This is a genomic window from Streptomyces sp. NPDC058637, assembly GCF_042717325.1.
GTDB lineage: Bacteria > Actinomycetota > Actinomycetes > Streptomycetales > Streptomycetaceae > Streptomyces.
The window spans coordinates 23,009-41,518 of record NZ_JBHXRD010000051.1 but is presented as its reverse complement, the minus strand read 5'-3'; the positions used below and the strand labels follow the sequence as shown (position 1 = coordinate 41,518).

The 18,510-nt window shown below is 71.6% G+C and carries 14 protein-coding genes; 6 read left to right on the top strand and 8 right to left on the bottom strand.

The features are described from left to right. Window positions 1-143: 143 nt before the first annotated feature. The 3 genes from ACFWVP_RS33075 to ACFWVP_RS33065 are packed head-to-tail and all read right to left on the bottom strand — an operon-like array spanning window position 144 to window position 2,602. Window positions 144-1,079 carry an alpha/beta fold hydrolase gene (locus ACFWVP_RS33075; protein WP_384501690.1) on the bottom strand — a complete coding sequence of 312 codons (936 nt, stop codon included), beginning with the start codon at window positions 1,077-1,079 and terminating at the stop codon, window positions 144-146. 18 nt (window positions 1,080-1,097) lie between these two features. Continuing rightward, on the bottom strand, window positions 1,098-2,372 hold the full coding sequence (locus ACFWVP_RS33070; RefSeq protein ID WP_384501689.1) for a beta-ketoacyl-[acyl-carrier-protein] synthase family protein: 1,275 nt from the start codon (window positions 2,370-2,372) through the stop codon (window positions 1,098-1,100). Further along, window positions 2,369-2,602, bottom strand: coding sequence for an acyl carrier protein (locus ACFWVP_RS33065; protein ID WP_384501688.1), 234 nt, complete (start codon window positions 2,600-2,602; stop codon window positions 2,369-2,371). Before ACFWVP_RS33065 ends, ACFWVP_RS33070 begins: the two co-directional genes overlap by 4 nt. Before the next feature lie 396 nt (window positions 2,603-2,998). Between ACFWVP_RS33065 and ACFWVP_RS33060 the strand changes: the two genes are divergently transcribed. The 5 genes from ACFWVP_RS33060 to ACFWVP_RS33040 all read left to right on the top strand — a co-directional run bounded on the left by ACFWVP_RS33060 (window position 2,999) and on the right by ACFWVP_RS33040 (window position 7,617). Further along, window positions 2,999-3,730 (top strand): nitroreductase family protein, encoded by a 732-nt coding sequence (locus tag ACFWVP_RS33060; protein WP_384501687.1) that lies wholly within the window; start codon window positions 2,999-3,001, stop codon window positions 3,728-3,730. Between the two features lie 214 nt (window positions 3,731-3,944). Then, window positions 3,945-5,495, top strand: coding sequence for an N-acetylmuramoyl-L-alanine amidase (locus ACFWVP_RS33055; protein WP_384501686.1), 1,551 nt, complete (start codon window positions 3,945-3,947; stop codon window positions 5,493-5,495). Window positions 5,496-5,671: 176 nt separating this feature from the next. Then, window positions 5,672-6,265, top strand: coding sequence for a hypothetical protein (locus ACFWVP_RS33050; RefSeq protein ID WP_384501685.1), 594 nt, complete (start codon window positions 5,672-5,674; stop codon window positions 6,263-6,265). Beyond that, window positions 6,266-6,775, top strand: a complete 510-nt coding sequence (locus ACFWVP_RS33045) for a hypothetical protein (protein ID WP_384501684.1) — start codon at window positions 6,266-6,268, stop codon at window positions 6,773-6,775. 374 nt (window positions 6,776-7,149) lie between these two features. After that, the gene (locus tag ACFWVP_RS33040; RefSeq protein WP_384501683.1) at window positions 7,150-7,617 is read left to right on the top strand and encodes an NUDIX hydrolase; all 468 of its coding nucleotides are present in this window, start codon (window positions 7,150-7,152) and stop codon (window positions 7,615-7,617) included. A 79-nt stretch (window positions 7,618-7,696) separates the two neighbouring features. Here the strand turns inward: ACFWVP_RS33040 and ACFWVP_RS33035 are convergent, their stop codons facing one another. Beyond that, on the bottom strand, window positions 7,697-7,849 hold the full coding sequence (locus tag ACFWVP_RS33035; RefSeq protein ID WP_384501682.1) for a recombinase family protein: 153 nt from the start codon (window positions 7,847-7,849) through the stop codon (window positions 7,697-7,699). A 667-nt stretch (window positions 7,850-8,516) separates the two neighbouring features. On the opposite strand from ACFWVP_RS33035, the gene ACFWVP_RS33030 reads away from it, so the two are divergent. After that, the gene (locus tag ACFWVP_RS33030; RefSeq protein WP_384501681.1) at window positions 8,517-8,942 is read left to right on the top strand and encodes a DUF3291 domain-containing protein; all 426 of its coding nucleotides are present in this window, start codon (window positions 8,517-8,519) and stop codon (window positions 8,940-8,942) included. 439 nt (window positions 8,943-9,381) lie between these two features. On the opposite strand, the gene ACFWVP_RS33025 is transcribed toward ACFWVP_RS33030, so the two are convergent. From ACFWVP_RS33025 to ACFWVP_RS33010, 4 genes are all read right to left on the bottom strand, one after another. Further along, window positions 9,382-13,050 carry a S8 family serine peptidase gene (locus ACFWVP_RS33025; protein WP_384501691.1) on the bottom strand — a complete coding sequence of 1,223 codons (3,669 nt, stop codon included), beginning with the start codon at window positions 13,048-13,050 and terminating at the stop codon, window positions 9,382-9,384. A gap of 207 nt (window positions 13,051-13,257) precedes the next feature. After that, complete coding sequence (locus ACFWVP_RS33020; RefSeq protein ID WP_384501680.1) at window positions 13,258-14,400, bottom strand: XdhC family protein; 1,143 nt, start codon at window positions 14,398-14,400, stop codon at window positions 13,258-13,260. A gap of 42 nt (window positions 14,401-14,442) precedes the next feature. Next, window positions 14,443-15,900, bottom strand: coding sequence for an NCS2 family permease (locus tag ACFWVP_RS33015; protein WP_384501679.1), 1,458 nt, complete (start codon window positions 15,898-15,900; stop codon window positions 14,443-14,445). Window positions 15,901-16,092: 192 nt separating this feature from the next. Beyond that, window positions 16,093-18,510, bottom strand: a complete 2,418-nt coding sequence (locus tag ACFWVP_RS33010) for a molybdopterin cofactor-binding domain-containing protein (RefSeq protein ID WP_384501678.1) — start codon at window positions 18,508-18,510, stop codon at window positions 16,093-16,095.

Here is an 18,510-nt window from a genome sequence, read left to right as displayed (position 1 = left end):
TCGCCTTTGTTTTTGGTTTTTTGGTTGTGGTTGTTTTTTTTGTTTACTATTCTGCCCTGGGAGCCCATCGTGGCCCCTCCGTGGGGGGGGGGGGGGCGGTCCGGGGGTGGGGCCCCCCCCGCCCCCCCCCCCGGTCGCCTCCGCTACCCCTCCCGGGCGGGCAGGCCCGCGAGGGGCGCGGGAGCCGCCACCGTCGAGGGGGCAACCGGCCGGTCCGCCGGCCGGTCCGTGAAGAAGGCCGTGACGAGTGCGGCCACCTCCTCGGACCGCTCCAGCACCACCCAGTGGTCCGATTCCGGCAGTGTCAGGAAGCGGCTGCCCTCGATCGTCGCCGCGAACTCCCGCTGCCGCTCCGGCGGAGTCACCGTGTCGTGTTCCCCCGCGAAGACCAGCGTGGGCACGCCGGACAGGCCCCCCGAGAAGTCCGGCCGGTCCCCCAGTGCCCGGTGCAGCGAGTCGGCGGCGTGCGGTGAACCATCACTGAGCGCGTGCAGGAAGGAACGCCGTACGTACCGCCGGGCGAGCTCCCTGCGGTACACCACCCTGTCCGGGTCCAGGCACATCAGCCCGTCGGCCGCCAGCGCCGCGAAGCCCTCCCTGTCCCCCTCGGCCAGCCGCCGCGTCGCCCGGTGCCAGTAGTCGCGCTGCACCTCGCCGATGTGCACGGGTACGCCGCCGAGGGCGAGCCTGGCGATCCGCCCCGGGTCGTGCCGTGCGCAGCCGAACGCGATGGCGGCCCCGTACGAGAAGCCGAACAGGTTGATCCGCGGTGCGCCGAGGTCGTCGATGATCCCCGTGACCGCGGCGCGCAGGAGGTCGGCGCTGGGTCCGGGCGGCAGTGGGTCGGCGGTGCCCATGCCAGGCAGGTCCGCGGTCACCACGTCGGCCACCGGGCCGAGGTGGTCGTCCATCTGCGGCCAGCCGAACATGCCCTGCAGCGCGCCGCCCAGGACGAGTACGGGCTCGGTTCCCGGTCCCCCCGCCCCTGCGGCCGGGTCGGCCGGTTCCGCGCGGGGCAGGAGGCGGTAGTGGTACCGCAGGCCCCGCACGGACAGGGCCCGGATGATCTCCTCGGACATGCTGCTCCTCGCTTCCCGTCAGGCTCTGGTGAGCACGAGCGCCGCGTTGTGACCGCCGAAACCGAGCGACGTCTTGACGGCGCAGTCGAAGGCACCCCGTCTGGCCTCCTTGCTCACCACGTCCACGGGGATGCCGGGGTCGGGGGCGTCGAGGTTGACGGTCGGCGGCACGAGCTGGTGCTGGAGCGCCAGGACGGTCAGCGCGGTCTCGATGCCTCCCGCGGCACCCAGGGTGTGGCCGGTCATGGCTTTGGTGGACGTGACGAGGGGCCGCTCGCCCAGGACCCGGCGCAGCATGGTCGCCTCGATGAGGTCGTTGGCGACGGTCGAGGTGCCGTGGGCGTTGACGTGGCCGATGTCGGAGGCGTCGAGGCCCGCGTCGGACAGTGCGGTGCGCAGCGCGCGCTCGATGCCGAGACCGTCGGGGTCGGGGGCGACGGCGGAGTGGGCGTCGCTGGACGCCCCGTAACCGGCGACGTGGGCGCGGACGGTGGCCCCGCGCGCGCGGGCGTGCTCGGGACGCTCCAGTACGAGGAGGCCGGCGCCCTCTCCGACGACGAAGCCGTCGCGGTGGGTGTCGAAGGGCCGGCAGGCCGCGCCCGGGTCGTCGCGGCGGGTGGAGACGGCCCGCATCTGGCAGGCGCTGGCGATCAGCAGCCGGGAGCGGACGGATTCGGCGCCGCCCGCTACGACGATGTCGCACGCTCCGGTGCGGAGCATCTGATGGGCGGTGCCGATGGCGACGGTGCCGGAGGAGCAGGCGGTGGAGACGGCCAGGCTCGGGCCGTGGACGCCCAGGTCCATGGCGACGCTGCTGGCGGCGCCGTTGACGACGGTCAGGGGGGCGAGCTTCGGGGAGACGCGGCGCGCGCCGCGCTCGGTGAGCGTGGTGTGCTGCTCGTCGTAGAAGGGCAGCCCGCCGTGTGCGGAGCCGATGACGACGGCGACCCGGCCGCTGTCCCAGACCGACGGGTCGAGCCCCGCGTCGGCGACGGCCTCACGGGCGGCGATCACGGCGAGCTGCGAGAAGCGGTCCATCAGCCGCTGGGCGGCGACCCCCAGGGTGGCCCGGGTGTCCAGTCCGGCGACGGTGTACATGAAGTCGCAGGGCAGTCCGGCGAGTTCGGGCAGGTGGTGGACGGAGGGGGCGGCTGCCGTGTCGCACACCCCGCGCCAGGCGGCGTCGACCCCCACACCGGCGGCGGTGACCAGGCCGAGGCCGGTGACAGCGGCGCCGAACGGCTCGGCCCCCGGCCGGCCGGCCGCGCGTGCGAACGGCCCGCGGGCCGTCACGCCCGGGCCTTGCTGCACACGGCCGCGACCAGTTGGCCGAGGGTGTCGCGCGAGGACAGGACGACGTCCTCCAGGTCGATGTCCATCCGGTCCTCGATGAGGAGCCGGAGCTCCTCCAGCGCGAGGGAGTCCAGACGCAGTTGACGAAGAGGCACCTCCGGCCGGATGGTCTGGGGGTCGGTTCCGAATCTGGTGACGAGCAACGCGCTGATCTCTTCCGAGGTGCTCATGGGGAGGCTCCTCCGCTCTCGGTACGCGGTGACGCCGGCCGCGTGGTGGGTGAGATGCCATCGGGGACGCCGGCTGCTCCAAAGGGACCCTTTATACGCCTCCGCTGCGGGATTCCCGGCCACCGTTCCCCCGGAAGAAGTGGGGACGGCCAGGTGTACGAATCCGCCGTGCCGAGGCCGCGGATGACATGACGGGTCCGGGCGCCGGGGCCGCGGGGCCGCGTCCGGCGAAGGCCCTCCCCGGTACACCGCACAGCCGCGCGCGGCTTCCCCGGGTGCGACTCCGGTGCCACCGGTCCGCGCGGGGCCCGCCCGGCCGGGACCCGGGCGCGGGCGTCCGGATCGGGCGCCAACAGGGCTCCCGGCAGCGGAATCCGGCCCGTAAACTCCGCGATCATGACCTTCGAAACGGTTCAGGCCGACGCGTCCGCCCTCGACGGGCCCGCACTCTTCCCGACCATGTCCACGATGCGCGCCATGCGCCGCCTCAAGCCGGACGCCGTACCGGACAAGACGATCGATCAGCTCATACAGGCCGCCGTCTGGGGGCCCAGCGGCGGCAACATGCAGTGCTACGAGTACGTGGTCGTCACCGACCGCGAGGTCATGGCCCGGCTGGCCCCGCTGTGGAAGCGGTGTGTGGACGCCTATCTGGCGACGACCGGGAAGCACGCGCCGGAGGGCATGGACGGCGCGGCGTACGGCCGGATGGTGGCGGCCATCGAGTACCAGCGCGACCACTTCGCGGACACGCCGGTGCTGATCATCCCCTGTTACAAGTTCCCGGAGCCGCGCTTCGACGAGGAGGGTCTGGGCGTCTACGCGCAGGCGCTCGGCCCGGCGGGCCTGGAGCACATGACGAACACGCAGACCCGCTTCCAGGCGCTCGCGGAGGGTTCCTGCGTCTATCCGGGCGTGCAGAACCTCCTGCTCGCGGCCCGGGCGCTGGGTCTCGCGGCCAACGTCACCATCTGGCACCTGTTCCTGGAGCAGGAGTGGAAGGAGGCCCTGGGCATCCCCGAGGACACGCACACCTTCGCGGCCGTTCCGGTGGGTCTGCCGCAGGGCAATTTCGGGCCGGTCCGCCGCCGCCCGGTGGCTGACGTCATCCACCGCGACCGCTGGTAGCCGCACCTCGTGCCGTCGCCCCCTGCCGGGGGTGACGGCCCCTGCGGTCGAAGCCCGGTCCACACCTCAACTCCATTGGAGTGAAAGGCATTTGGACACGCCGGGACGCCATTGTCATGCCTCGATCATGTCGATAGCCTGTGCGAGCTCAACGGCCCTCGGCCCACCCCATCGGGTCCGGGGGCCTTCTTCCCCCCACGGACCAGGAGCAGGTATGCCCCGACGCCCCGCAGGCCACACCGGCAGACGCGCAGCAGTTCTGGCGGCGGTCGCCGCCACCGCCCTCGTCGCCACCGGCCATCCGGCACCGGCCGCCCAGGCCGGGCAGGACCCCATGAACCAGGCCTTCGCCGAGGCGGCCGAGGAGTTCGACGTACCGCGTGATCTGCTCGCCGCCGTCGGCTACGCGGAGACACATCTCGACGGGCACGCCGGCCGCCCCAGCCAGGCCAACGGCTACGGCGTGATGCACCTCGTCAGCAACCCCACGAACCGCTCCCTGGAGAAGGCCGCCGCCCTGACGGGTGAGTCCGCCGCCGCACTGCGCCGGGACACGGACGCCAACATCCTGGGCGGCGCGGCGGTGCTCCGCAGCCACGCCGACGCCCTCGGCCTGGACCGGGCCGAACGCCGGGACATCGACGCCTGGTACCCGGCCGTCGCCCGGTACAGCGGGGCCCGGGACCCGATCGCGGCCCTGTACGCCGACACCGTCTACACCTTCCTCGCCGAGGGGCTGCGGACGACGGTCCCGGGCGGCGAGCGGATCTCGGTCACCTCCCGGCCGGTCTCCCCGCAGAAGGGCTCCCTGGCCACGGCCGACATCACCACCCAGAGCCCCGACTACCCCTCGGCGCTCTGGGTGCCCGCCAGTTCCGCCAACTACGTGACGGGCAGGACGGCGACGATCGACAAGGTGGTCGTCCATGTCACCCAGGGCTCCTACGCCGGCTCCATCAGCTGGTTCCAGAACCCGGCGTCCCAGGTCAGCGCCCACTACCTGATCCGGTCCTCGGACGGTGAGATCACCCAGATGGTGCGTGACGCGAACACCGCGTGGCACGCCAGGAGCGCCAACGCCTCGTCGCTCGGCATCGAACACGAGGGCTTCGTCGACGACCCGTCGTGGTTCACCGACTCGATGTACCGCTCCTCGGCGGCCCTGACGGCGTACCTCTGCGACCGGTACGGGATCCCGAAGGACCGGTCCCACGTCATCGGGCACAGCGAGGCCCCCGGGAACGACCACACCGACCCGGGCGTCAACTGGAACTGGACCTACTACATGCAGCTCGTCGGCGGCTCCGGCGGCGGCAGCGGGAGCGACGGGCTGAGCTTCAGCTCGTACGCGACCCAGAAGTCCGGTTCGTCGGGCGCCCAGGTCAGGGCCGTGCAGACGCTGCTCAACGACCAGGGGTACGCGGCGGGTGCCGTGGACGGCTCCTTCGGCCCGGCCACGAAGGGCGCCGTCCAGGCGTTCCAGACGGCCCGTGGGCTCACCGCAGACGGCACGGTCGGCCCGAAGACCTGGACCGCGCTGCTCTCGGCCGGGACGACGCCGGCGCTCGCCAAGGGCAGCTCGGGCGACGCGGTGAAGCGCCTGCAACGGTCGCTGACCGCCGCGCTCGGCTCGACGGTGGCCGTCGACGGTGCCTTCGGTACGGCGACGGACACGGCCGTGCGCGGCTATCAGAGCTCGCGCGGTCTGACGGCCGACGGCAGTGTAGGCCCCAACACCTGGGCGGCCCTGCAGAACGGCCGCTGACCCGGCCCCCGACGGCCTCGCGCCCCGCTCCCGCCCGCTGCGTACGCGTACTCGTGACCGGGTCCCCCTCCACCGGGACGGAGACGGGCGGGTACGGGGGCGGGGCGCGGTGACGCACGGTCGGAGCACGGCATGGGACGGTTCGTGGGGTCGGCACCGACTCTGGCGGTGCCGAGGTGAGCCGCGGCAAGGGCCTGGCGGTTCCGGAGGCACGGGACGGCGAAGCGACGCGGATCGCCCGGATGATGCTGCGGGTGGCTCTCGCGGGACGCCTCCTGACCGCGGCGCTCACCCTCGCGGTCATGGTGGCCACGGGCGCCGTGACGGGCTACCGGTTCGCCGGCTTCTCCCTGCCGATCACCGTGTTCCGTCCGGCGGGCGCCCACTTCGGGCAGTTGCGGCGCGCGCCGGGCACGCTGCGGAAGGACGTGACGTTCCCGCGTGGCGAGGTGCTGGAGCTGCGCGAGCAGGCCGATCTGCTGCGGGACGGCACGAAGGGCCCGGACAGGCGGGCCCAGGACCAGGAACAGTCCCTGCCCGAACTCGCGACACGGTGGCCGCGTCGAACCGCTCCCTCCACGCGCGCGGACGGGACCGACCGGCGGATCGCCGTCCTGGCCCGCGAGTTCGAGACCACCGTCCACCGCCTGACGGTGCATCAGCATTTCGCCGACGCGGCTCCGTACGAGCCGTGCTGGAACAGACCGCTGTACAGCACCTTCGATGAAATCTGCTCGACCCGGACGCACCGTGAGGGGAATCATGGATGAGTGACGTCGACCGAAGCGGCAGCAATCGCTCTACAGGACCATGCCGCCCTCTGGAGCATGGGGGAGATCCGCGCGAGCGATGTCGTCAATGCCGCCTGCGACGCGCTCGTCGCCGGACTCGACACCCCCGGCCTTCGAATCCTCGCCGCCTGCACCCGAGCCGAGGCGGACTGCGACGTCCACGACCTGCTTCCCGCAGCTCTCGACGAACTCGGCCTCGTCTTCTATCCGGTGGGCAGCGAGGCCGGTCAGGAAGCCGCCGCCCGGGCCCTCGCACGCCACATGCTCGCCGGAGAGCTCACGCCTCGGGAGTTCGCCTTCCGGATTCATCAGCGCCATGGACATGAGCTGCCTCTGACCGAGCGCCTCGCTGAGCTCGACGACGAGTACGACATCCTCGAATACGGCGACAGAACCGTGGACCAGGTCGATGCCGAGGTCACCGCCGAAGCCCGCCGCCTCGCGGCCCACCCCACGGTTCCCGCCGAACCCACGGATTCGCCCAGCTGATGCACACGGACCGACCCGCGAGTCCCCGCTGAGGAGACTTCGGTTTCCCTGGACCCGCGGGCCTCCCCGGCCTCGGGGAACCTCGGTACAGCCGTTGGCGCGGAGATTGATCATGAGGTCTGGTCGCGGATCTCCGTGTTCGGGTGAGGCTGGACCTTGAGGCGTCCGCGGAGGCCTATCTCCTCGGGAGTGAGCGGGTTCCCGGGCCGACGGATGCGGACGGGCTCGGGTCGCCCCAGCATGGTTGTAAGCACTTCTCCGGGCTCCACCGCACGGAGCGGAGTGGCTCCAGGCGTAAGGAGTTGATCTGGCTGCATTCGCCGGACGGTGCTCGGATCTTGGACGTTGGATAGGGTCCGGGTGGAGGTACGAGGATGAGTTTTCGGTTGGCGGCGTATGCCGTGTGTATCGAGAACGGGCAGGTACTCCTCGCCCGTCATATGCCACCGGATGGCGAAAGCAACTGGACGCTTCCGGGCGGCAGGGTCGAGCACGGCGAAGATCCGTTTGATGCGGTGATCCGGGAAGTCGCCGAGGAGACGGGCTGCGTCGCGGTGGTGGATCGCCTGCTGGGCGTGGACTCACGGGTCATCCCGGCGGCCGAAGCTCGTGCGGGAGTCGAGCATCAGAATGTTGGCGTTTTCTACCGCGTCGACATCACCGGCGGCCGACTCCGGCCGGAGCCGAACGGCGAAATCGCCGAGTCGGTCTGGACCGACCTCTCCGACGTCCCCGGCCTGCGCCGGTCATCGCTGGTCGACATCGGCCTCTCCCTGGCCCAGGCCCTTCCGGCAACAGGCCACGTCGGTCCTGTCCCGGTCGACGGCCTGATCCAGCACTAGGCATCACCCGCAGCTGCCTGGCCTGACATACCTCGAAGACGCTCGCGAGCGACCCGGCCAATCAAGGTCCCTTCTCCAGTCAGGGCCGCACCCTGATGCGGGTGCTGATCTGCTCCTTGAAGACTTTGTGGCACTCCGCCCGGTGGAGGGCTTCGAGCTGGCTCGCCGGCTCCTGCCGGGCGGTCGATGCCCTCGCGTACCCGATCCGGACCGGCCGCTCGGTACGGGGCACGGGCACGATGGCGAGAGCCGGTCACTGCTTCCACCCGCGGCCCGGGTGCCGGTCGGCGGGGACGGGGATCTCCAGTTCTTCGCGGAGCGCGGATCGCGGGGACGAGGACGAGGCGCGGGGTGTGGTACTTCGCGGCGGCCTTTCCGCCCCGGGTGCGGCAGGCGCTGCCGGCGGGCGCGTCACAGTCCGGGCAGTCGTGACGTTCTACCGCGAGTGCGGCCCTGATCGGGCGTCAAATCCATGGAGGCAGTCCCTCGGAAGCGACTCGCACAACACGCCGGTCCGACAGGACTTTCGCGAACGGCGCCCTGCGGAAACGTGATCACCCGGGGGCTGTTCGCAGATCTCTCACAGATGTTCGTTCATGAGAACGGCCGCGCGCGACAGCCGCAGCCCGAAGCTGCCCGGTGCGACGGAGCTCATGCGGAGCCGGCGCCGCGGCGCAGCGTGAACCAGAAAGTCGGGACCGGGTTCGTGCCGGGCGTCACGTCGGCCAGCTGACCGGCGACGGTGAGTCTTCGGAAACCGGCCCTATCCGCTGGATACGTGACATGTCGACATGCGGGCTTACCAGCCCCCGGGCCTAATCCGTAGCCATCGGAGAGCATCACTCCCTAATATGGAGAGCAGACAGCACCACTATCCACATTGGAAGGTGAGCACATCGATGCCGACTCTCCCGTGGGTCACCCCGCACCCCGCCCCGTCCCATGGCACGACCGTCGTCATGGCTTCGCGCTTCGAGGTCCGCTCCCTGAAGGACGTACCGCGCTTCTTCCTGAAGTCCCTGGCGGCGTGGAAGCAGGTGCGGTCGGCGCCCGGCGCGTACGGCGCCTCGCTCATCGCGCAGCCCGCACGGCGGGTGTTCCTCACGCTCTCCGCGTGGGAGAGTCGCGACGCGGTGTACGCCTACGCCAGGACCGAGCCGCACCGCACCGTCATGACCGAGCTGAGGCCCACGATGCGGTCCTCGACGTTCACGTTCTGGGAGGTGCCGGTCGGTGACCTGCCGATCACCTGGGAGGAGGCGAAACGACGCATCGAGGAGCAGCGGCGGACGGACGCCGCAGGTCCGGGAAACGCGACGCTCTGACTCCGGCCCACCCGCCCCCGCGCTCCGGAGCGCACCCGGTACACCTCGGTGCGCCTTCCCGCGGGGGCCGTCGCCGGGCGACTCTGGGCACTGCCGGCACCCGCCGGCGGAACCGATGGGGGCGGTCAGGCATGGCTCGTAGGCAGTCGGCATGCGGAGCACTCACCCAGAAGGGCACGCGCTGCCGTCGGCTGGCCATGGTGGGGGCCTCCCGGTGCGACCGGCATCGGGGCGACTGGTCGAAGTACACCGTGGCACGGCGCAAGGCGAACGAACGGGCGAGCAGGGGCGGTTCCCGCTAGCGGGGGCGGGGAAGGTGACGGGCGCCGCCGGCCCGGGCCCGGGCAGACCTTCCTGATCTCCGGGGGAACACACGAGAGGCGGTTCCGTGGCCCCTGAGGGGGACACGGAACCACCTCTCACGGCGGTCCTCAGCAGGTCACTTCAGGCCGAAGGCCCTGATGATCTCCTGGTCGACGGCCAGGCCGCCGGGGCCCTCGGCGTGCGCCCTGAGCGACACCGAGGTGGCGCCCTTCCTCGGCGTCGTGAACTTCGCGGTCCACGTACCGGAGGAGCTCTTGCGCAGCTGCACCTCGCTCCACGTACCGCCCTCGTCGAAACTGACCGACAGCGAGGCCCTCGTCGCCTTCACCGCGCCGTCGAGCCACGCCTGGGTGCCGGCCTCCAGTCCGACCTCGACGGACCTGCCGGCCCTGACGTCGCCCGCCAGGTCGGTTTCCACGTCGTAGTCCAGCTGGAGGAGCGGGATGTCGGCCTGCTGGGTGCCGTCGGGCAGGGCGCCCGAGACGAAGTCCCACTCGGTGTGCGTCCGCGTCGACGTCTTCCACTTCTCCGCGTCCCGCACCGAGTCGATGAGCAGCCGGTAGGGCCGCTTCTCCGGCGACAGGTCCCAGGCGTATCCGGCCCGGCCGGCACCCCTCTTGATCAGCGTGTCGCCCTGGTAGAAGGCGTACGACGTGGTGTCGTACTCGTCCTCCGGCATCGCGCCGGAGTGGCCCTCGCCCGAGTCGGTCCACGGGGTGATGTTGAACTGCACGTCGTTGTACGAGGTGCGGAACGGTCCCCAGTAGCCGGTGCCGAGACGGGGGCCGGTCACCGGGGCGAACCAGTCGTCGCGGTAGGTCCCGCCCGCCGTGTAGTCCAGCTCCGCGCTGCGCACCTCGTGTGCGGTGCCGGAGGCGGTGGCGTTCAGCACGGAGTGGTTCTCGTACCAGAACGAGTCGCCGGGCAGCGGGGTGACCCACTCGGTGCGGACACCCGGGAACTTCTCGTACTCCTCGAAGCCGATGCCCGGGCCGTAGTCCGGGATGTCGTAGCGGAATCCACCGCCGAGCGTCTCCTCGTGCCCGTAGAAGGTGTTCTCGATCTTCGCCAGCTGACGGGCCGACGGCGCGAAGGCCAGCGAGCGGTCCGGGATGGCTCCGTCGTGACGGTCGACCAGGTCGTAGACGTAGCCGGCGAACCTCTTCTGGTCCACGGACAGCATCCTGCCGCGCTGTGCCGCCTCGATGAGGGTCCCACCGGCGAGCTTCTGCACGGAGGCGACCGGGATGGTGCTCTCCTCGCCGTACGGGACGTAGGACTCCATCGCGACTCCACGGCCGTCGTTGACGACGAAGAGTGCCTGGGCACCGGCGGCGACCGCGTGGGCCAGCCGGTCGGCGGGGGCGACGGCGTCGCTGCGGTGGATCACGACGGCCTTGCCCTCGACGTCGAGGTTCTCGTAGTCCGCGGCGGCACCGTCGCCGGCGAAGACACCGGTCAGCTTCTGCTCGCTGACCTCGGCCACGGCCGATCCGCCCTGCACGGTGACCGGGATGTCACGGCCGCCGGCCGTCAGGTCGATCAGCTCCTCGCCCTGGCGCCACCGGGTCAGGAAGCTGAAACCGCCCTGTGTGACCTTCTTCGTGGGGCTCGCCCACAGCTGGTCGTACGTCAGCGGGATCTGGAACGCGTCACGCTGGACGGTGCCGTCCGGGGCGGTGCGTGCCATGTCGTACCGCAGCTGACGGGTCTCGGTCTCCTTGGGGGTCCGCACGCCGACCTTGTGGGCCTCGGAGGCGTCGAGGGTGACCGTGGTGGCCTTGTCCAGGATCGTCTCGGGGGCCGCGAGGAACGCGATGCCCTTCGAGTCGGCCCGGTCGCCGTCGATCTCCGCGGCGGTCCACGCCGTGTAATTGCCCGGGGGCAGCCGCAGCGTCGTCTCACCGGAGACCTGGACGACGTTGAACTGCGGGTCACCGAGGGCGGCGAAGACGACCTGGCCGTCCATCGGCTCGCCCGCGCGGTCCTTCAGCCTGAGCGTCAGGTCGTAGAGCTCCTGCTCCTTGTTGAGGGCGAAGCCGGTGTGCGCGACGGTCCTGCCCGCCGCGTCCGTGGCGACGACCTGGCCGGAGAACTGCGTGTTGTTCGCGACCTTCGCCGGGTCCAGAGAGAGGACGGCCTCGGCGGTGGAGCCGGCCGGGACGGTCAGCTCGGTGACGGACAGGGTGTACGCGGCGGCGTCCGTGTCGGTGGCCAGCTTCAGGGTGACGTCCTGGTCACCCGTGTTGCGGTAGGTGATGGTCCGCTCGGCGACCGGGTCGGACGGGCTGTGCGGCCATCCGTAGGAGGCGACCGCGACGGAACCGGTGGCCTCGACCGTCGTGTCGATCGCCGCCTTCACGTCGAGCCGGCCGGTGCCCTGCTCGTACGGGGTGTATCCGTCGAGCCGCGCGGACGTGCTCATCAGCGCGTCCTTGATCCGCTGGCCGGACCAGTCGGGGTGACGCTGCTTCAGGATCGCCGCCGCGCCCGCGACGTGCGGGGTCGCCATCGACGTGCCGGACATCGACTGGTACATGCCCTCCATGTCCGGGACGGACCGGGAGGCGGCCGCGTTGATGTCGACGCCCGGCGCGGACAGGTCGGGCTTGAGGCCGTAGGAGTTGACCAGCGGGCCCATGGAGGAGAACGCGGCGCGGCCGTCCCGCTTGTCGACGGCGGCGATCGTGAGTGCCTTCTCCGCCGAGCCGGGCGAGCCTATGGTGCCGGCGCCGTACGCGTTGCCCGCGGCGATCACGAACAGCGGTCCCCCGTCGGCCGACAGGGCGTCGACCGCCCGGGACATCGGGTCGGAGCCGTCGTCGGGCACCGGGGAGCCGAGGCTCATGGAGACGATGTCGGCGCCTGCGGCCTTCGCCCACTCCATGGCTTCGATGATCCCGGAGTCCGCGCCGGATCCGCCGTCGCCGAGGACCTTGCCGACCAGCAGGTCCGCGGCCGGGGCCACTCCCTTCTCGGCGCCCTGTGAAGCGGCGCCCGAACCGGCGATGGTCGACGCGACGTGCGTGCCGTGGCCGTTCTTGTCGTCGACCCCCTCACCGGGCACGAAACTCCTGGTCTCCAGGATGCGGTCCTTGACGTCCGGGTGGTCGACGTCGATGCCGGTGTCCAGGACGGCGACCTTGGTGCCCTTGCCGTCGTAACCCGCGGCCCAGGCCTGCGGTGCGCTGATCTGCGGCACCGACTCCTTCAGCAGCGCCTCGGAGCGGCCGTCCAGCCACAGCTCGGCGATGCCGTTGTCCAGCGAACGGGCCCTGTCCGTACGGGTGATGTCGCTCCAGAAGGCGCGGGCCTCGTCCTTGTCGGCCTTCAGCGACGCACCGCGGATGGAGTCGAGGGTGCGGACCTTCTCGCTGCCGCGCGGGGCGGCCGGCAGGGCCCGGCCCTTGCCCGCCGGGTAGGTGGCGATCAGCGGGATGCCGCCGGAGGTCCCGTCGTCGTAGCCCATCCTCACGAGGGCCGACACGTTGAACAGCCTGCGGTCCAGCTTGCCCGCCGCCAGGAGTGCGGTCGCCTCGTCGGGCAGGACGAAGAGGTCACCGCCCGCCTGCTGGACGTGGACACCCCCGTACGCGCCGTCGGGGCGGTCCACGGTGACGGTGTCCTGGTTGCCGGGCCCGTCGACGTAGTGCACGACGTCCCCGGTGACCAGCGTGATGTCGTGGCTCCGGGCCCCGGCTTCGGACCGGCCGTCCGCGGCCTCGGAGGCCGGGGCGGCCGTCGGGTCGGGGGCGGCGGAGGCGGTACCGGCCGCGGGGAGCATCACGCCGCTCACGAGTGCGACCGAGGTCGCCATGAGCAGGGCTCTGCGTCCCGCGCGGGCGGGTCGCGCCCGGCCGGAAACGGAGGAGGGGGAAAGTGTCATGCAGTTGATTTACCGGCAACGGCACGGTTGTGGCGGTGTTCGGGGCTGGCAGGAAGCCGCCGTGGCGGCAACCCGCCCGTCGCCGGACGTCCCTCGGGGCCCGGTTCAGGCCACCGAGGAGAGGGCCGGCGGGCCGCCCTCGTGGTGGATCGGGGTGTGGGCTCCCGTCAGCGGTACGCCACTGCCTCCGCGCCGGTCGGCGACGATCTCCGCGACGATCGACAGGGCCGTCTCCTCTGGCGTACGGGCGCCGAGGTCCAGCCCGATCGGCGAGTGCAGCGCGGCCAGTTGCCGTTCGCCGACGCCCGCCTCGCGCAGCCGCTCGTTGCGCTCCAGGTGCGTGCGGCGCGAGCCCATCGCGCCGACGTAGGCGACCGGCAGGCGCAGGGCCAGTTCGAGCAGCGGCACGTCGAACTTGGCGTCGTGCGTGAGGACGCACAGGACGGTGCGCGCGTCCACGGCGGTGGCCGCGAGGTAGCGGTGCGGCCAGTCGACGACGATCTCGTCGGCGTCCGGGAAGCGGGCCGCGGTGGCGAAGACGGGGCGGGCGTCGCAGACGGTCACGTGGTAGCCGAGGAAGCGGCCGGCCCGCACCAGGGCGGCGGCGAAGTCGATCGCGCCGAAGACGATCATCCTGGGCGGCGGAACGCGCGACTCGACGAGCAGGGTGAGGGGCAGGCCGCAGCGCGATCCCTCGGCGCCGATGCCGACCGGGCCTGTACGGCCCGCGTCCAGCATGGCGCGGGCCTCGGCCGCGGCGGTGCGGTCCAGCTCGGGGGCCCCGCCGAGCCCGCCCTCGTACGTGCCGTCGGCGTGGACGAGCAGGGGGCGGCCGAGCAGGTCGTCGGGGCCATCGGTGACCCGGGCGACCGCCGTCGCCGTCCCCGCGGCGGCGGCGGCGAACGCGGCGGCGAACACCGGGCGCGCGGGATCGTCCGCCCGCACCGGTGTGACCAGGATGTCGATGACACCGCCGCAGGTCAGGCCGACCGCGAAGGCGTCGTCGTCGCTGTAGCCGAAGCTCTCGCGCACGGTGGTGCCGTCGTCGAGTGCCTGTCGGCACAGCTCGTACACCGCCCCCTCCACACATCCGCCGGAGACCGACCCGATGGCCGTGCCGTCACTGTCGACGGCGAGTGCGGCGCCCGGCTGCCGGGGCGCGCTGCCGCCGACGGCCACGACGGTGGCCACGGCGAACGCGCGTCCCTGCCCGACCCACCGGTGGAGCTCCTCGGCGATGTCCAGCATGGCGTGTCTCCTTCTGACGGAGGTGCGAGCGGGCGGACGGCGTCAGTTGACGCCGAGCCAGCTCTCGATCGGGTGGAGGGCGAAGTGGACGAGGAAGACCAGCGTCAGGGCCCACATGAAGACGCCGACCTCACGGGCCCGGCCCTGGGCGAGCTTGATGGCCGCGTACGAGATGACGCCCGCGGCGACACCGGTGGTGATCGTGTACGTGAACGGCATCAGGACCACGGTGAGGAAGACGGGGACGGCGACGGAGCGGTCGCTCCAGTCCACGTGCCGGGCGTTCTGCATCATCATGGCGCCGATGACGACCAGGGCGGCCGAGGCCACCTCGGCGGGCACGATCGCCGTGAGCGGGGTGAAGAAGAGGCAGGCGGCGAAGAAGAGCCCGGTGACGACGGAGGCGAGGCCGGTGCGGGCCCCCTCCCCGACGCCGGTCGCCGACTCGACGAACACGGTCTGGCCGGAGCCCCCGGCGACGCCGCCGATCGCCCCGCCCGCGCCGTCGACGAACAGCGCCTTGGACAGGCCCGGCATCCGGCCCTTGTCGTCGGCGAGCTTCGCCTCCGTACCGACACCGATGATGGTGGCCATCGCGTCGAAGAAGCCGGCCAGCACGAGGGTGAAGACGATCATGCCGACGGTCATCGCCCCGACGTCGCCCCAGCCGCCGAACTCGACCTGGCCGAAGAGCGAGAAGTCCGGCGAGGAGACGGCGCTGCCGCCCAGTTCGGGCGGGCCGCTGCTCCATGCCTTCGGGGCGATGTCGCCGACGGCGTTGACGACGATCGCGACGAGGGTTCCGACGACGATGCCGATCAGGATCGCGCCGGGGGCGCCGCGCGCCTGCAGCATGAAGATCAGCAGCAGGGTCACGGCGAAGACGAGGACGGGCCAGCCGGCCAGTTCGCCGGCGGGGCCGAGGGAGAGCGGGGTGGCCGTTCCCTTGTGGACGAAACCGGCCTTGTACAGGCCGATGAGGGTGATGAAGAGGCCGATGCCGATGGTGATGCCGTGCTTCAGCGCGAGCGGGATCGCGTTCATGATCAACTCGCGGAGGCCGGTGACGACCAGCAGGCAGATCACCACGCCGTAGACCACGCACATGCCCATGGCCTGCGGCCAGGTCATGACCGGGGCGACCTGCGAGGCGAGCACGCCGGAGACGCTGAGGCCGGCGGCCAGCGCGAGGGGGACCTTGCCGACGAAGCCCATGAGCAGGGTGGTGGCCGCCGCCGCCAGCGCGGTGGCGGTGATGAGACCCGGCTGGCCGAGCAGTTGCCCGTCGACGTCCCTGCCGCCCAGGATGAGCGGGTTGAGCAGCAGGATGTACGCCATGGCCATGAAGGTCGTGACGCCGCCGCGCACCTCGCGCGCGACGGTCGTCCGCCGTTCGGATATGTGGAAGTACCGGTCGAGCCAGGACCGTCCGGCGGGGACGCGTGAGCCGGGGCCCGCGTCCTCCGCACTCCTCCTGGGTTCCACTGACTGCTGGGTCATGTCTGCCTGACTCCCAAGGTTCACAGGGGCACCCGCGTGGAGCTCTGGTGATTGCGGGATTTGGGATGGACGCGAGGCGCACGACCCGGGGGACGGCCCGAGGCGAACTGCTCTTGACGATGGAACGGTTGTGCGGAGCCTCGGAGCGGTGCGCGGCGAACGGGCGCCGCTCCGAAGCCTCTTGGTGAGAAGTCAGGTACCCGTGATGTGCTCGGGGCGCACCGGGGTCCTGTTGAGCTCCAGACCCGTCGCGTTCCGGATCGCCGCGAGGACGGCCGGGGTGGACGACAGGGTCGGGGCCTCGCCGACGCCGCGGAGCCCGTACGGGGCGTGGTCGTCGGCGAGTTCGAGCACATCGACCGGGATGGTCGGGGTGTCGAGGATGGTGGGGATCAGATAGTCCGTGAAGGACGGGTTGCGCACCTTCGCGGTCTTCGGGTCGACGAGGATCTCCTCCATGACGGCGACACCCAGCCCCTGGGTGGTACCGCCCTGGATCTGGCCCACGACCGACAGCGGGTTGAGTGCCTTGCCGACGTCCTGCGCGCAGGCGAGCTCGATGACCTTGACCAGTCCGAGCTCGGTGTCGACCTCCACGACCGCGCGGTGGGCGGCGAAGGAGTACTGGACGTGGCCGTTGCCCTGGCCGGTCCGCAGGTCGAAGGCCTCGGTGGGCCGGTGGCGCCACTCCAGCTCGATGTCGACGGCCTCCTCCTCCAGCACGTCGGCCAGCGCGGCGAGCACCTCGCCGCCGTCGGTGACGACCTTGCCGCCCTCCAGGAGGAGTTCGGCCGTCGCCCACGCCGGGTGGTACGTGCCGAACTTGCGGCGGCCCATCTCCAGGACCTGTTCGCGGACGGCTTCGCAGGAGTGCTTCACGGCGCCGCCGGTGACATATGTCTGGCGGGACGCGGAGGTGGATCCGGCGGAGCCGACCCGGGTGTCCGCCGGGTGGATGGTGACCTGGTTGACACCGAGTTCGGTACGGGCGATCTGGGCGTGGACGGTGACACCGCCCTGCCCGACCTCGGCCATCGCGGTGTGCACGGTGGCGACCGGCTCGCCGTTGATGACCTCCATCCGCACCCGGGCGGTGGAGTAGTCGTCGAAGCCCTCGGAGAAGCCGACGTTCTTGAGGCCGACCGCGTAGCCCACCCCGCGTACGACGCCTTCGCCGTGCGTGGTGTTGGACAGTCCGCCGGGCAGGGCCCGTACGTCCACGGAGCTGCCCTCCGCGTCGGCCGAGAGCCACTGCTGCTCGGGCGGCATCGGGCGGGCCTTGACCCGGCGCAGCAGTTCGGCGACGGGGGCCGGTGAGTCGACGCGCTGGCCGGTGGGGAGCAGGGTGCCCTGCTCCATGGCGTTCAGCTGCCGGAGCTCGACGGGGTCCATGTCCAGCGCGGCGGCCAGCTTGTCCATCTGCGCCTCGTACGCGAAGCACGCCTGGACCGCGCCGAAGCCGCGCATGGCACCGCAGGGCGGGTTGTTGGAGTACAGGGCGAGCGCCTCGATGTCGACGTCCTCGACGACGTACGGTCCGACCGCGAGCGAGGCCGCGTTGCCGACGACCGCCGGGGAGGCGGAAGCGTAGGCGCCGCCGTCCAGCACGATCCGGCACTTCATGTGGGTGAGCTTGCCGTCCTTGGTGGCCCCGTGCTCGTAGTGGAGCTTCGCCGGGTGCCGGTGGACGTGTCCGAAGAAGGACTCGAAGCGGTTGTAGACCATCTTGACGGGCTTGCCGGTACGCAGGGCGAGCAGGCAGGCGTGGATCTGCATCGACAGGTCCTCACGGCCGCCGAAGGCGCCGCCGACGCCGGAGAGCGTCATGCGGACCTTGTCCTCGGGGAGGCCGAGGACGGGGGCGATCTGGCGGAGGTCGGAGTGCAGCCACTGGGTGGCGACGTACAGCTCGACGCCGCCGTCCTCGGACGGCACGGCGAGGCCGGACTCGGGGCCGAGGAAGGCCTGGTCCTGCATCCCGAAGACGTAGTCGCCGGTGACGACGACGTCGGCCCGGCGCGCGGCGGCGTCCGCGTCGCCGCGGACCACCGGCTGGCGGTGCACGATGTTGGGGTGCGCGACATGGCCGATGTGGTGGTCGGTGCGGCCCTCGTGGACCAGGACGGCGTCGGGCGCGGTCGCGGACGCCTCGTCCGTGATGACCGGCAGCTCGGCGTAGTCGACGCGGATCCTGGCCGCGGCGCGGCGCGCGGTCTCGGGGTGGTCGGCGGCGACGAGGGCCACCGGTTCGCCGTGGTGGCGGACCTTGCCGTGGGCGAGGACCGGCGTGTCCTGGATCTCCAGGCCGTAGTTCTTCATCGCGGCGGGCAGGTCGTCGTAGGTGAGCACGGCGTAGACACCGGGCGTGGCGAGGGCCTCGCCGATGTCGATCGACCTGATCTCGGCGTGCGCGACGGTGGAGCGGAGCGTGTGGCCCCAGAGCATGTCCTCGTGCCACATGTCCGAGGAGTACGCGAACTCCCCGGTGACCTTGAGGGTGCCGTCGGGGCGCAGGGTCGACTCGCCGATCCCGCCCCTGGTCTTCGAACCCTGGGTGATTTTGGTGGGGGTGCCGGCCGGTACGGAGGCGGCTCGTGGATGCAGCGCCAT